The 14,691-nt window shown below is 68.6% G+C and carries 12 protein-coding genes; 9 read left to right on the top strand and 3 right to left on the bottom strand.

All coding sequences use genetic code 11. The features are described from left to right. Positions 1 to 23: 23 nt before the first annotated feature. Entirely contained in the window at positions 24 to 2,069 is a 2,046-nt protein-coding gene (gene fusA / locus CYU89_RS03490) for an elongation factor G (protein WP_296278831.1), read from the bottom strand. Positions 2,070 to 2,272: 203 nt separating this feature from the next. Here fusA and CYU89_RS03485 point away from each other — a divergent pair, with 203 nt between their 5' ends. The 4 genes from CYU89_RS03485 to CYU89_RS03470 all read left to right on the top strand — a co-directional run bounded on the left by CYU89_RS03485 (position 2,273) and on the right by CYU89_RS03470 (position 5,983). After that, on the top strand, positions 2,273 to 2,707 hold the full coding sequence (locus tag CYU89_RS03485; RefSeq protein ID WP_296278830.1) for an OsmC family protein: 435 nt from the start codon (positions 2,273 to 2,275) through the stop codon (positions 2,705 to 2,707). Continuing rightward, positions 2,704 to 3,399 (top strand): alpha/beta fold hydrolase, encoded by a 696-nt coding sequence (locus CYU89_RS03480; protein ID WP_296278829.1) that lies wholly within the window; start codon positions 2,704 to 2,706, stop codon positions 3,397 to 3,399. The genes CYU89_RS03485 and CYU89_RS03480 overlap by 4 nt, the downstream gene beginning before the upstream one ends. A 70-nt stretch (positions 3,400 to 3,469) precedes the next feature. Then, complete coding sequence (locus tag CYU89_RS03475; protein WP_296278828.1) at positions 3,470 to 4,180, top strand: glycine zipper 2TM domain-containing protein; 711 nt, start codon at positions 3,470 to 3,472, stop codon at positions 4,178 to 4,180. Between the two features lie 168 nt (positions 4,181 to 4,348). Then, a complete protein-coding gene (locus CYU89_RS03470) occupies positions 4,349 to 5,983 on the top strand; it encodes an amidohydrolase (RefSeq protein ID WP_296278827.1) in 1,635 nt (544 codons plus the stop codon). A 118-nt stretch (positions 5,984 to 6,101) separates the two neighbouring features. Here CYU89_RS03470 and CYU89_RS03465 read toward each other — a convergent pair whose 3' ends face one another. Then, positions 6,102 to 6,980: a PhzF family phenazine biosynthesis protein gene (locus CYU89_RS03465; RefSeq protein ID WP_296278826.1), complete on the bottom strand. Its 879-nt coding sequence runs from the start codon at positions 6,978 to 6,980 to the stop codon at positions 6,102 to 6,104. Positions 6,981 to 7,010: 30 nt separating this feature from the next. After that, entirely contained in the window at positions 7,011 to 7,889 is an 879-nt protein-coding gene (locus CYU89_RS03460; RefSeq protein ID WP_296278825.1) for a PhzF family phenazine biosynthesis protein, read from the bottom strand. A gap of 87 nt (positions 7,890 to 7,976) precedes the next feature. Here CYU89_RS03460 and CYU89_RS03455 point away from each other — a divergent pair, with 87 nt between their 5' ends. From CYU89_RS03455 to CYU89_RS03435, 5 genes are all read left to right on the top strand, one after another. Then, the gene (locus CYU89_RS03455) at positions 7,977 to 10,607 is read left to right on the top strand and encodes a bifunctional aspartate kinase/diaminopimelate decarboxylase (RefSeq protein WP_296278824.1); all 2,631 of its coding nucleotides are present in this window, start codon (positions 7,977 to 7,979) and stop codon (positions 10,605 to 10,607) included. After that, positions 10,591 to 11,085, top strand: a complete 495-nt coding sequence (locus tag CYU89_RS03450; protein ID WP_296278823.1) for a hypothetical protein — start codon at positions 10,591 to 10,593, stop codon at positions 11,083 to 11,085. Before CYU89_RS03455 ends, CYU89_RS03450 begins: the two co-directional genes overlap by 17 nt. Further along, a complete protein-coding gene (murL, locus tag CYU89_RS03445; RefSeq protein WP_296278822.1) occupies positions 11,082 to 12,437 on the top strand; it encodes a UDP-N-acetyl-alpha-D-muramoyl-L-alanyl-L-glutamate epimerase in 1,356 nt (451 codons plus the stop codon). Before CYU89_RS03450 ends, murL begins: the two co-directional genes overlap by 4 nt. Beyond that, positions 12,418 to 13,821 (top strand): UDP-N-acetylmuramoyl-L-alanine--D-glutamate ligase, encoded by a 1,404-nt coding sequence (gene murD / locus CYU89_RS03440; protein ID WP_296278821.1) that lies wholly within the window; start codon positions 12,418 to 12,420, stop codon positions 13,819 to 13,821. Before murL ends, murD begins: the two co-directional genes overlap by 20 nt. 73 nt (positions 13,822 to 13,894) lie before the next feature. Next, positions 13,895 to 14,677 (top strand): dienelactone hydrolase family protein, encoded by a 783-nt coding sequence (locus CYU89_RS03435; protein ID WP_296278820.1) that lies wholly within the window; start codon positions 13,895 to 13,897, stop codon positions 14,675 to 14,677. Positions 14,678 to 14,691: the final 14 nt, after the last annotated feature.

The following is a 14,691-nucleotide window of genomic DNA, read 5'->3' as shown; positions in this document are numbered from 1 at the left end:
GCGACCGCATGACGCACCCCGGCTCACTCGTCGTCGTGGCGCGGCTTGTACGCGTCGACCAGCTTCTGCTGCACGTTCGGTGGTACCGCTTCGTAGTGGCTGAAGTCCAGGCTGTAGCGTCCCTGGCCGGCGGTCATGGACTTCAACTCGGCCGCATAGCCGTCCAGTTCCGCCAGCGGCACCTGTGCCTTCACCACAATCCCGTCGCGCACCGCGTCGGTACCGTTGATGCGGGCGCGCTTGCCCGCGAGGCTGCCGGTGATGTCGCCCACCTGTGCCTCCGGCACGACGACTTCCAGATCGACCACCGGTTCCAGCACCTGCGGCCGCGCCTTGGCGATGGCGTCGAGGAAGGCCTTCTTCCCGGCCGCGACGAAGGCGACTTCCTTGCTGTCGACCGCGTGGTGCTTGCCGTCATGGACGACGACCCGGATGTCCTGCAGCGGATAGCCCGCCAGCGCGCCGCTGCCCAGCACCTGCCGCACGCCTTTCTCGACGGCCGGCAGGAACTGGCCGGGAATGACGCCGCCTTTCACTTCGTCGACGAATTCGAATCCGCTGCCCCGGGGCAGGGGCTCGACGCGCAGCGAGACTTCCCCGAACTGCCCCGCGCCGCCGGTCTGTTTCTTGTGGCGATGGTGGCCTTCCGCTTTCGCGCCGATGGTTTCGCGATACGCGATGCGTGGCGGTCGCGTCGTCACCGCGACACCGTGACGGTCCTTCAGCCGCTCCAGCATCACCCTCAGGTGCAGGTCGGAGAGGCCTCGGATGACGGTTTCGTTCAATTCCGGCTGGTGTTCGACGATGAACGCCGGATCCTCTTCGGCCAGCTTCTGCAGCGCGAGAGAGAGCTTCTGTTCCTGGCCCTTGCTGGCGGCTTCGATCGCCAGGCCGAACATCGGCTTGGGGAAATCGATCGGCGCCAGATGGATGTGGTCCTCGTCGTGGCTGTCGTGGAGCACGGCGTCGAAATGCAGGTCCTCGACCTTGGCCACGGCGGCGATGTCGCCGGGGATGGCCTGGTCGACTTCCACGTGGTCCTTGCCCTTGAGCTTGAACAGGTGGCCCACCTTGAACGGCTTCTTGCCGTCGTCGACGAACAACTGCGTGTCCTTCTTCAGCGTGCCCTGGTACACGCGGAAGATGCCCAGCTTGCCGACGAACGGATCGTTGACGATCTTGAAGACGTCGGCGATGACGTGCGCGCGCGGGTCGGGCACGGCCTCGATCGGCTGCGGACCGGTACCGTTGAGTTTCACGAAAGGCGGCGGATTGGCCTCGGCCGGATTCGGGAACAGGCGTTCGGCCACGTCCAGCAGTTCCTTCACGCCCACGCCCGTGCGCGCGGAGGCGAAGCACACCGGCACCAGGTGGCCTTCGCGCAGGCACTGCTCGAAGGCATCGTGCAGTTCTTCGCCCGACAGGCCGCCTTCGCCCAGGTCCAGATAGTGCTCCATCACCGTTTCGTTGATCTCCACCACCTGGTCGATGATCTTCTGGTGCCAGTCGGCGACATCGCCCAGGTCGGACGTGCCGGTCGATTGCCAGAAACAATCGATGACCGCCTTGCCGCCGTCGGCCGGCAGGTTCACTGGCAGTACTTCGGGGCCGAACTCCTCGCGCAATGCGGCGAGGATGGCGGCGCAGTCGGCTCCCTCCTGGTCGATCTTGTTGATCACGATGGCGCGGCACAGGTTCCGCTGCGCGGCACGGTCCATGAGGCGGCGGGTGCCATGGGCGACGCCGCTGTCGGCATCGACCACGATCAGCGCGGTTTCCACGGCCGACAGGGCCGACAGCGTCGGGCCCCGGAACTCGGGATAGCCCGGTGTATCGATCAGGTTGACGTGCATGCCGCCGTGGTCGGTGCTGGCGATGGCGGTGTCGATGGAATGGCCACGCGTCTTCTCGATCGGATCGTGATCCGAGACGGTCGTGCCGCGCTCGATGGTGCCTGCCACCTGGAGGGCGCCGCCGGCATGCAGCAGGGCTTCGAAGAGCGTTGTTTTGCCGGCGCCGGGGTGGCCTGCCAGGGCCACGTTGCGGATCTGTTGTGTGCTGTACGACATGAGGCCGTTCCTCCCGTGGGTTGGGTCGAAGGGCCGTCATGGCTGTCCGGGCTGAGCGCGTCCCGTGAGCGTGCGCTCGGCGGGCGGTCATGGCGGGCGGCCAGCATCCGCGGGTGCGGGGGAGGGGTCAAGTCGCACTGCGGTACATGGCGTGAACATCCATCGGTGTACCCTTCGCTTCCCCTGACCCGAGGAGCACGACCATGGCTTTTAAGCGTTACGCGGATGCGGTGTGGGCTGGCGATCTGCAGTCCGGCAAGGGCAGCCTGAGCACGCCGCAGAGCGGCCTGTTCGAAGGCCAGAACTATTCGTTCAAGACCCGCTTCGGCGACGAGAAGGGCACCAATCCGGAAGAACTGCTGGCGGTCGCCCATGCCGGCTGCTTCACCATGGCGTTGTCGGCGGTACTCGGCAAGGCGGGCTTCACGCCCGACAAGCTGCAGACGCGCGCCGAGGCGACGATGGAACCGGGCATGGATCCGGGCCCGACGATCACCGCGATCAAGCTGACCGTCTCGGCGAGCGTGCCGGGGATCAGCGCGGCGCAGTTCGAAGAGATCGCCCAGCAGGCCAAGGCGGGTTGCGTGATCTCGCGCGCACTGTCGGTGCCGGTATCGCTGGAGGCGACCCTGCTTTGACGGGCACGCGGGCCGCCTTGTTCGTGCACGGCGCGGGCGGTGGCGGCTGGGAATGGAATGTGTGGCGTGGCGTGTTCGAGGCGGCGGGCTTCCAGGTGGCAGCCCCCGACCTCATGCCCGTGCGCGGCGACGTGGCGGCCACGCATATCGAGGACTACCAGGCGCAGGTGCGCGCGGCGTTGGCGGCATTGCCGCGGCCGCGCGTGCTGGTCGGTGCGAGCCTGGGCGGATTGCTCGTACTGGATGCCGCCGAGGGTGCGGATGCGGTGGTGCTGGTGAATCCGTTGCCGCCGGCGCCGTGGCACGTGGACATGCCGGCACGCGACTGGCCCGATGTGGTGCCGTGGCGGCGCGACGCGCGATTGTCCGGCACGCGCACGGCACTGCCCGAGGCGGACGACGCAACGACGCTGTACGCGTTCCGCCACTGGCGCGACGAGTCCGGCGCCGTGCTGCGCGAAGCCCGGCGCGGTGTCGCGGCGGAACGTCCCGCATGCCCGATGCTGTGCGTGGCGTCCGCGCAAGACGACGACGTGCCGCCTGCGATCACGCGCGCGATGGCTGAGGCCTGGGGCGCGGAGGTGCTGCAAACGGTTTCAGGTTCGCATGTCGGGCCGTTGCTTGGGCGCGAAGCGGCCTGCATTGCCGCGCAAGCTGTCGAATGGCTAAACCGGGCCGCGAAAACCGGCTGAGTTCAGCCATGTTTCACCCGCATCGGCCGAGCATGCCAGCACGCCAATCCGGCGTGGGGGAGTACCCGACATGAAGCGTCTATCCGCCACCGTGCTGGCCATCGGTCTGCTCGCTTCCGGCGTGGCATCCGCGCAGTCCACGCGCTATTACGGCACGACGGACCGCTACGGCGACGAACCCTATTACGACTTCGCGCGCGTGGTCCGCGTCGACCCCGTCATCGACAACGGCTACCGTGAGACGCGCGGCGCGGCCCAGCAGTGTTACTACCGGGATGCCGACGACGTCTATGCGCGGGACGACTATCGTCGCGATGTCTACGGGACTCGCGACTACGGCGATGTCTACGACAGCGGCGACTATCGCGACGTTTACGGGCAGGACGGTTATGGCGAACGCCGCGTATCCAACGGAGGCAACGAAGCTGGCCGTACCGTGGCCACCGTGATCGGCGGTATCGCCGGTGCGGTACTGGGCAGCAAGGTGGGCGACGGCAGCGGACGCTATGTCGGCACGGCGGTGGGCTCCATGGTCGGCGGCATGGCGGGCCGATCCATCTACGACAACAGCCAGCGCAACCGCCAGGTGCAGCGCGGGCAGGTGCGCGTCTGCGATCCGGTGCCCGCGAACGACGGTCGATACGATGAACGCTACGAACGCGACGGGCGCGTTTCAGGGTACGACGTAACGTACGAATATGGTGGCCGTACCTACCGTACCCGCACCGGCTACCACCCGGGCGATCGTATGCGCGTACGCGTCGACGTGCGTCCGGAATGACGGAGCGGGTATGGTGAGCCCGATGTGGTAGGCGGGCGAGAGTCGCGAGAAGGGGCCGCAAGGCCCCTTTTCCATGGGCGTTGCCGTGCCGGCCCACTCCGCGCATAGTCCCGCGCTGGATCAATGCGGGGGTGGGATATGCGGCATTTGGCGTGGGGAGTGGCGGGCTTGCTTGCGTGCACGGGCGTCGTGCAGGCCCAGGTGAAGGTGGTGACCGGCGCGCGCGTGCATACCCTTGATCCTGCACGCCCTCTCGTCGAAGCGATGGCATGGGACGAGCACGGCCGCATCCTGACGATCGGTGATGCGAGTGATCTGCTGGCACGGTATCCCGGCGCGAAAAGCATCGATGCGACGGGCAAGACAGTCATTCCGGGTCTGATCGACGCGCACGGCCACGTCATGGGATTGGGCTACGCGCTCATGCGGGCGGACCTGGTGGATGCGGCGGACAAGGCCGAGGTCATCGCGCGCCTGCGCGCTTTCGAGATGTCGTTGCCACCGGGGGCTTGGCTGCTGGGCGGTGGCTGGGACCAGAACGACTGGCCGGGCAAGGCCTTTCCCACGGCCGAAGATCTCGATGAGGCGTTTCCCGACCGTCCCGTCTGGCTTGAGCGGGTGGATGGCCATGCGGGCTGGGGCAACAGCGCGGCGTTGCGTGCCGTCGCTGCGAAGGCATCGCGTCCGTTGGACGGTGACTGGCAGCCCGAGGGCGGGCGCATCGAGCGCGTCGCAGGCAAGCCTACCGGGGTGTTCATCGATGCCGCCATGTCGCTCGTCAATGACATCGTGCCGGCACCGGATGCGGCCTATCGCCGACAGGCGCTGGAGAAGGCCACGCAGGCTGCCGTGCGCCATGGCCTGACGGGGGTGCACGACATGGGCGTGTCGCGCGAGGACCTGGCGCTGATGAGGCAGTTCGCCGATGAAGGTCGCCTGCCGCTCCGCATCGACGCCTACGCGGATGGCGACAGCGGTGCACTGGCCGATCTCTGTTCGGCCGGGCTGTACCGGCATGCCGGGGGCAGGCTGCAGATGCGCGGCGTGAAGCTCTATGCCGATGGCGCGCTCGGCAGCCGAGGCGCTGCCCTGCTGGAGGACTACAGCGACGATCCCGGCAACCGTGGCCTGCTGGTGACAGAGCCGGCGGCGCTGGAAGCGGCGATGCGCAAGGCGCGCGGCTGCCACGTGCAGGTGGCCACGCATGCGATCGGCGACCGCGGCAACCGGCTGGTGCTGGATGCGTATACCCGCGCGCTGGGCGATGCGGCGAAGACCGACCACCGCTGGCGGATCGAGCACGCGCAGGTGGTGGCGCCGGCGGAATTCCCGCGGTTCGCCGCACTGGGCGTGATCGCGTCAATGCAACCCACACATGCGACCTCGGACATGCCCTGGGCGCAGGACCGCCTGGGTCCGACACGCATCAAGGGTGCCTATGCGTGGCAGCGCCTGCAGGCGAGCGGCGCGAAGCTCGCGCTGGGGTCGGATTTTCCGGTGGAATCGGTCGATCCGCGGCGCGGACTGCACGCCGCGGTGACGCGCCAGGACGGACACGACGCCCCCGCGGGTGGCTGGATGCCCGATCAGCGCCTGAGTGCGGCCGAAGCGCTGCGCGGCTTCACTGCCGATGCGGCATGGGCGGCGCACGACGAGGCAGAGGTGGGCAAGCTCGCTCCCGGCCTGCGTGCGGACTTCGTCATCCTCGACGAGGATCCGCTGGCCGTGCCGGGCGAACAGCTCGATGCGCTGCACGTCCGCTCTACGTGGGTGGATGGCAAGCCGGTGTACGAGGCGAAGTAGGCTCTTGCCTTTGTGGGAGCGACGTGAGTCGCGACGGCTCGCCGCTACCGGTCGCCTCTGGCGCATTCAAGGACTGCGCTTTCGCGACTGACGTCGCTCCCACAAGAAGCCGCCATCGTTACCAGTCGATCTGGCCGGTCACGATGGTGCGTACATGGCCGCCAGACCAGACATCGCCGGCGGGGTCCACGCGCAATTGCAGGCGCGCGTCGTAACCGACTTCGCGGCCCTGGCTGACGACGTAGCGTCCGTCGCGGCCGGGCAACGCGTTGCGCGACGCCAGCCAGGCGGCCAGCGTCGCGTTGGCCGCACCTGAAGCCGCGTCCTCGAAGGCGGCGGGCGCGCCGACGAAAGCGCGCACGGCCAGGTCGTAGTCGCGGCCCGGCGTCCGCGCATAGGCGCAGACACCCATGCTCTCGGTAGCGCGCGCCAATGCACTGATCGCATCCCAGTCCGGCGAGGCAGCGCGGAGCGTGGCTTCGTCGCGCACCTCGGCGACCCACCAACGGCGGCCGCCGTCGACGAGAGCGGGGGGCAGCACGCCCGGCGCCAGGCCTTCCAGGGCGGCGCCCAGCAGGCGGTCGCCCGAGGGATCGCCTTCCTTCACCACCGTCGCGCGTGGCGTGCGCACGGCGATCGTGCGGTCCGCACCATCGCCATCGACACGCAACGGCAACACGCCCACGACGCCTTCCTGCATCAGCAGGCCGTCAACCGGCATGGCCAGGCCCGCCTCCAGCACCACGTGCGCGGTGCCCACGCTGGGATGGCCGGCGAACGGCACTTCGCGGCGTGGACTGAACATGCGCACGGCGTAACTCGCGCCCGGTCGGGTGGGCGCGAACACGAACGTCGTTTCGGGCAGGCGCGTCCAGCGGGCGATGGCCTGCATGGCGGCATCGTCGAGGCCGGCGGCGTCGAGGACGACGGCCAGCGGATTGCCCGCGCCGGGGCGGTCGGCGAACACGTCCAGTTGGACGTAGCGGCGGAGAGTCATGGGGGCGTTGTCGCGTGGGGGCGGCGCAGCTTACCAAGTCACCTGGCCTTCGATGACCGGCTGCACCTGACCGCCGATCCAGACCTCGCCTTCGTCGTCCACCGCCAGGTGGACGCGGCCATCGCGACCGAGCTCGCGGCCCTGGCTGGCCAGATAGCGGCCTGCAGTGCCGGGCAACGTGCCCGCGGCACTCAGCGCGGCCGCGATGCAGGCATTGACGCTGCCGGTGACCGGGTCTTCCGGGATGTTGTCGGCGGGGCAGAACGCGCGTACCGCCAAGTCGTGGTCGTCGTGCACGCCGGCGCGGCCGAAGACGGCCAGCCCGACCGCACCCGTTGCCTGGGTCAGCGCGGCGATCGCCGGCAGGTCCGGCTGCAGGGCGCGCACGGCGGCCGCGTCGCGCAGTTCCACCAGCCACCAGGCGGGGCCGTTGTTCCAGAGCGCGGCGGGCAGGCCCGCCGCAGGCAAGCGAGCGAGCACGGCGTCGCGCTCGGGCAGGGCGGCAGCGACATCCATCGGGTGCGCCCACGGCGCACGCAGGCAGATCGCGCGTTGCAGGCCGTCGCCCTCCACCCGCACGGGAAGCAGGCCCGCCGCGCATTCCTGCACCAGCGTCGCGGAGCCGGGCACCAGGCCGGCGTGCAGCGCGGCCCATGCCGCGCCCACGCTGGGATGGCCGGCGAACGGCAGCTCCTGGCGCGGGGTGAAGATGCGGATGCGGTAGCTGGCGTCGGGTGTGGTCGGGGGCAGGAAGAAGATCGTCTCCGACAGGTTGGTCCAGGCGGCGAACGCCTGCATTCGCGCCGTGTCCCATCCACCGGCGTCCAGTACGACGCCCAGCGGATTGCCAGCGCCGGGGCGGTCGGCGAAGACATCGACCTGCAGATAGCGGTGTGAGGTTCGTTGCATGCGGTACGGTCCGGTCGCGCGCGGGAGCTTGGGCTAGAATCGACGGTTCACGCCCGAAGGGTTCGGGCATTCCCCGTCATTCTATCCATGCCTTCTGCCACGCCTGCGTCTGATCGTTGGATCGTCCTCAAGTTCGGCGGCACCTCGGTGTCGCGTCGCCATCGCTGGGACACGATCGGCAAACTGGCGAAACAGCGGGCGGACGAACAGGGCGCGCGCGTACTGGTGGTGGTGTCGGCGTTGTCCGGGGTCACCAACGAGCTGACCGCCATCGCCGACGGCGCGAGCGACAGCGCGGAACGCGTGGCGAAACTGGAACAGCGCCACCGCGAATTCCTCTCGGAACTCGAGCTGGACGCCGATGCCGTGCTCGGCGACCGCCTGGCGGCGCTACGCAACCTGCTGACCGATCCGCGCGCCGCGAGCCGCGCGCTCGACTGGCAGGCCGAGGTGCTGGGGCAGGGCGAACTGCTCTCGTCCACGCTCGGCGTGGCCTACCTGCGCGCGCAGGGACTGGATTTCGGCTGGGTCGATGCGCGGCACTGGCTGCAGGCGAACTTCCTGCCGAACCAGAGCCCGTGGGCGCAGCGGCTGTCGGTGTCGTGCAACACCGCGCCGGACCAGGACTGGCGCCACGCGTTCGCGGGCCAACCGACGACGATGCTGCTGACGCAGGGCTTCATCTCGCGGCATGCGGATGGCGGCACGGCCATCCTCGGCCGCGGCGGCTCGGATACGTCCGCCGCGTATTTCGGTGCGCTGCTCGGTGCGCAGCGCGTGGAAATCTGGACCGACGTGCCCGGCATGTTCAGCGCGAATCCGCGCGAAGTGCCCGATGCGCGCCTGCTGACGCGACTGGATTACTACGAAGCGCAGGAAATCGCGACCACCGGCGCGAAGGTGCTGCATCCGCGCTCGATCAAGCCATGCCGCGATGCCGGTGTGGCAATGGCCATCCTCGATACCGAGCGGCCGGAGTTGCCGGGTACCACCATCGACGGCAACGCCCTGACCGTGCCGGGCGTGAAGGCGATCAGCCGCCGCAACGGCATCGTGCTGGTCTCGATGGAAGGCATCGGCATGTGGCAGCAGGTCGGCTTCCTGGCCGACGTGTTCGCGCGCTTCAAGAAGCATGGTCTTTCGGTGGACCTGATCGGTTCGTCGGAGACCAACGTCACCGTGTCGCTGGACCCCAGCGAAAACCTGGTGAACACCGACGTGCTGGCCGCGCTGTCGGCCGACCTGGCGGAGATCTGCCGGGTGAAGGTGATCGCACCGTGCACGGCCATCACCCTGGTGGGGCGCGGCATGCGGTCGCTGCTGCACAAGCTGTCCGATGTGTGGGCGATGTTCGGTCGCGAGCGCGTGCACCTGATCTCGCAGTCTTCGAACGACCTCAATCTGACCTTCGTGATCGACGAGGCCGATGCCGACGGCATGCTGCCGCTGCTGCACGAGGCGTTGATCGACAGCGGCGCCATGCCCGTCGAGGAGGCCAGCGTGTTCGGCCCCAGCTGGCGGGAGATCAACGGCGCGGTCCGCCATCGCGGCGTGCGCTGGTGGAGTGCGCCTGCCGCCCGCGAACGGCTGCTGTCGCTGGCGCAGGCCGGCACGCCGCGCTACGCCTACAACCTGGACATCGTCCGCGCACGTGCCCGCGCGCTGGCCGCGATCACGGCCGTCGATCATCGTTTCTTCGCGATCAAGGCCAATTCGCATCCCGCCATCCTGCGGGCGCTGGTGGAAGAAGGATTCGGCCTGGAGTGCGTGTCGCGCGGCGAACTGGAGCGCGTGTTCGAGATCGCGCCTGCGCTGCCGATGGAGCGCGTGCTGTTCACGCCGAGCTTCGCGCCGCGCGAGGAGTACGCATTCGCGCTGGAGCGGGGCATCAACGTCACCCTCGACAATGTCGAGGCGCTGCAGCAATGGCCCGAGATCTTCCGTGGTCGCCGCCTGTGGCTGCGCGTCGACCTGGGGCGCGGCGACGGCCATCACGACAAGGTGAAGACCGGCGGCAAGACCTCCAAGTTCGGCCTGCCGCTGGCCAAGCTGGAGGCCTTCCTCGCAGCGGCCCGCGCGATCGACGTGCGCGTCGTCGGCCTGCATGCGCACCTGGGCAGCGGTGTGGAAAGCGCGCAGCACTGGAACCAGATCGCCGATGAGCTCGGCGGACTGGCCGACCAGATCGGCACCATCGAGACGATCGACATCGGCGGTGGCCTGCCGATTCCCTACGCCGAAGGCGACGAGCCGTTCGACCTGGCGGCGTGGGGCGAGGGCCTGGCCGCGATCAAGGCTGCGTACCCGGCGTACCAGCTCGTCATCGAGCCGGGCCGCTACCTGGTCGCTGAGTCGGGCGTCCTGCTGGCCCACGTCACGCAGGTCGTGGAAAAGCTCGGCATCCGCCGAGTGGGCAGCGACGCGGGAATGCATACGCTGATCCGCCCGGCGCTGTACGACGCCTGGCACGACGTGACCAACCTGTCGCGTCTCGACGATGCCGAACAGGAGCCGTTCGACGTGGTCGGCCCGATCTGCGAATCGAGCGACATCTTCGGCAAGCGCCGCAAGCTCGCGTCTGCGACCGCGGAAGGCGACGTGCTGCTGTTCTCCGACGCCGGCGCGTATGGGTTCGTGATGGCCAGCCATTACAACCTGCGCGGCTTGCCGGCGGAGGATGTGATCGATGGGGTGTTTGGCGATGTCGCCGCGCACTGAGTTCGTCCTGTCCAGCCTGCTGACCGCCGCGTTGTTGAGCATCGCGGTGGTGGTGCTGATGGATGCGGATCGCCGCATGCCGGGCGTCGCCGAGTTCACGGCAGCGTTGCGGTTTGCGCCCGCTGCACTCCTGGCGGTCGGGCTGGGCGCCTGGTTCGTCACGCGATGGCAGGCGCGTGCGCAGCGCGCGGGCCAACGCTGGAAGGCGGGCGGCATGACCTTGCGCCTGCTGCTGGTGGTGCTGCTGCTGTTTCCGCTGTCGCTGTCCGCCTGGGCGGTCACCGCGATCGCGATCGACTCGTTGGCCGCCAGCCACCCAGGCGGATCGGACGAGGCGCTGGCCTGGCTGCCGGTCCTCGTCTTCTACGGCTCGCTGCTCGCGACTGTGTTCGGCGCTGCGCCGTTGTTCGCCATCGAATATTTCGCCTGCCGCCGCTACCTGCGCCGACGGGCCGCACTTTCCCCGGATCACGCATGACGACTTTCGACAAATCCAGCATCCGCACTTTCCGTTTCGTCCGTTGTTCCTTCGATGCGGAGGCCGGTGTCGCGCGGTTGGTGTACGCCTTCGACGACGGTCCGGAGCTGACCGAGACGGTGACCGTACCGGGCGCGCCGTTCGCGCTGGACGCCACGCGTGCGCAGGCGGTCGAACGGGCCTTGCGCCTGCTGCACCTGATCACCGGCGTTAGCTATTACAAGGCGGCCGTTCCGAACGAGATCCGCATCGACGGCTACGCGATCGACGCGGCCACTGCCGTGATGATGGAGCAGGTGTACGTGCACGGCCTGGGCGAGTTCGCCTACCGGAACGGTTTGAGCCTGCATGGTCGCGTGCGCTTCCCGGTCGGCGCCCAGACGCCGTCGGCCGCACCGGCGGCAGGGTTGCGCGAGCACGCACTGGTCGCCATCGGCGGCGGTAAGGACTCGCTGGTCAGCATCGAGGCGCTGCGCGGTGCCGGCATCGAGCAGACCGTCACCTGGATCGGCGGTTCGCAGCTGATCGCGGCCTGCGCGGCGCGCACGGGCCTGCCGACGCTCAACATCGGCCGCGCGCTGGCGCCGGAGCTGTTCGAATACAACCGCCAGGGCGCGTGGAACGGGCACATCCCGGTCACCGCGATCAACTCGGCGATCATGGTGCTGGCGGCGCTGTTGCACGGCGTGGACCAGGTGGTGTTCTCGAACGAGCGCTCGGCCAGCTACGGCAGCATGATTCCGGGCACCGGCGAGGTGAACCACCAGTGGTCGAAGGGCTGGGCGTTCGAGAGCGCGTTCGGCGTGCACGTGCAGTCGCACGTGGCCGCCGACCTGCAGTACTACTCGCTGCTGCGTCCGCTGTCGGAGCTCGCGGTGGCGCGGCAGTTCGCCCGCACCGACCATTACGACGCGCATTTCTCCAGCTGCAACCGCAATTTCCATCTGCTCGGCGAGCGCCCCACCAACCGCTGGTGCGGTGTGTGCCCGAAGTGCCACTTCGTATTCCTCGCGCTGGCGCCGTTCATGCCCAAGCCGCGCCTGGTCGGCATCTTCGGACGCAACCTGCTGGATGACGCCAACCAGACGGGCGGCTTCGACGCGTTGCTGGAGTACCAGGACCACAAGCCGTTCGAGTGCGTCGGCGAAGGCCAGGAATCGCGCGCGGCGATGGCGACGCTGGGTGACCGGCCTGAATGGCGAGAGGACGTGATCGTCGCGCGCTTCAACCGCGAGATCCGTCCGCAACTCGAAGCATCGGAACTGGTCGTGGCGCCGTTGCTCGAGATCAGCGGCGAGCACCGCATCCCCGCTGCGCTGTGGGAGCGTCTGCGTGCGAATTTCGCAGCTTGAGGGTCGGCGTGTCGCACTGTGGGGCTGGGGGCGCGAAGGTCGTGCCGCCCACCACGTGGTGCGCGCGCGGCTTCCCTCGCTGCCGCTGACGCTGTTCTGCAACGCGCAGGAAGCCGCAGAGGCCGCGACGCTGGGCGATCCGCTGCTCTCGATGGAAACCGAAGTGACCGCCGAACGCTTGTCGGCGTTTGAGATCGTTATCAAGTCGCCCGGGATCAGCCCGAACACGCCCGCCGCGGTGGCTGCGGCGGACGCCGGTACGCGTTTCATCGGCGGCACCGGCCTGTGGTTCGGCGAACACGCGGGCACCGACGGAGTGGTCGCGCATACGTTCTGCGTCACCGGCACCAAGGGCAAGAGCACCACCACCTCGCTGCTGGCGCACCTGCTGCGCGCGGCAGGCAGACGCACGGTGCTGGCCGGGAATATCGGCCTGCCGATGCTGGAAGTGCTGGATCCGCAGCCGGCGCCGGAAGATTGGGCGATCGAGCTGTCCAGCTACCAGACCGGCGATGTGGCCGACAGCGGCGCGCGACCGGATGTGGCGATCGTGCTGAACCTGTTTCCCGAGCATCTGGACTGGCACGGCAGCGAGGCACGCTACATTGAAGACAAGCTGAAGCTCGTCACCGCTGCGCATCCCCGCATCGCCGTGCTCAACGCGGCCGATCCGCACCTGGCTGCGCTGGACCTGCCGCGCAGCGAGGTGCGCTGGTTCAACCACGCCGACGGCTGGCACCTGCGCGAGGACGACCTGTATCGCGGCGACGTGTTCGTCATGGACACCCGCCCGCTACCGCTGCCGGGGCGCCACAACCGCAGCAACCTGTGCGCCGTGCTGACCGCGCTGGAAGCACGGGGCATCGATGCGCTGCCGCTGGCGGCGCATGCGCAGTCGTTCCGTCCGTTGCCCAACCGCCTGCAGGCGATGGGCACGCGCGACGGCATCACCTGGGTCAACGATTCGATCAGCACCACGCCGCATGCCACGCTCGCCGCGCTGGAGTGCTTCGCCGGACGGCGCATCGCGCTGCTGGTGGGCGGGCACGACCGTGGGGTGGACTGGTCCGATTTCGCTTCGCACATGCGCCACGACGCGCCGGCCACGATCATCACGATGGGCGCCAACGGCCCGCGCATCCACGCCTTGCTGGCGCCCGTGGCAAGCGAGGCGGGGTTCACGCTGATCGGGGTGGAGACGTTGCCGGAGGCGATCGCCGCCGCACGCGAGGCGTTGGGCGATGAGGGCGTGGTGTTGTTGTCGCCTGGTGCGCCCAGCTTCGGTCAGTACCGCGACTATGTCGCGCGTGGCCGTCACTTCGCCGAGCTGGCCGGATTCGATCCGGACGCGATCACGGCGATCCCGGGCCTGGGCATCGCCTGAGCCATCGCGTGAATCCATTCGCGGGGAGGCGGCGTAGACTGCTTACTCAGCCTGCCCCCACGAGGAGCCCGCCATGCGTTGCCGACTGCTGCTGCCTGCTTTGTTCTCGCTTTTCTGGTCGTCCACGCTGATGGCAGCACCCGTCGCCAAGCCGGTGGAATGGAAGATCGGCGGTGATACGTTCGCCGGTGTACTCGTCTACGACGATGCCGTGAAGAAACCGCGCCCCGGCCTGGTGATGGTGCCCAACTGGAAAGGCGTGAACGCGTCCGCGATCGAGAAAGCGCACCTGGTCGCCGGCGACGATTACGTGGTGCTGGTGGCCGATGTCTACGGCAAGGGTATCCGTCCGAAGACCGATGCCGAAGCCGGACCGGTGGCCACCGCGATGCGCGCGGACCGGCCGAAATTGCGCGCTCGCGTGCAGAAGGCGGTCGAGGTGCTGAAGCAGCAACCCGGAACGCTGGTCGACGCGACCCGCATCGGCGCATTCGGTTATTGCTTCGGTGGCAGCACGGTGCTGGAACTGGTCCGCGCGGGCGATGCGTTGTCCGGCGTGGTCAGCCTGCACGGTGGGCTCGCCACCGACCTGCCGGCGGCCGGCCCGGTCAAGTCACCGGTGCTGGTGCTCAACGGCGGCGACGACACCTATGTGTCCGCGGCGGAGATCACCGCCTTCCAGGACGAGATGCGCAAGGCAGGTGCCGACTGGCAGTTCGTCAGTTTCGGTGGTGCGGTGCACTGCTTCGCCGAATCCGATGCGCAAAATCCGCCAGGTTGCGTGTATCACGCGCCGTCGGCAAAGCGCGCCTACCGGATGATGGCGGATTTCTTCGACGACGTATTCGCCCGCTGAGCGGGCGCGGGCGC

Source organism: Pseudoxanthomonas sp. (assembly GCF_002863005.1).
Classification (GTDB): Bacteria; Pseudomonadota; Gammaproteobacteria; order Xanthomonadales; family Xanthomonadaceae; genus Pseudoxanthomonas_A.
The sequence above is the reverse complement of the archived record's forward strand: the minus strand, read 5'-3'. Positions and strand labels throughout refer to the sequence as shown.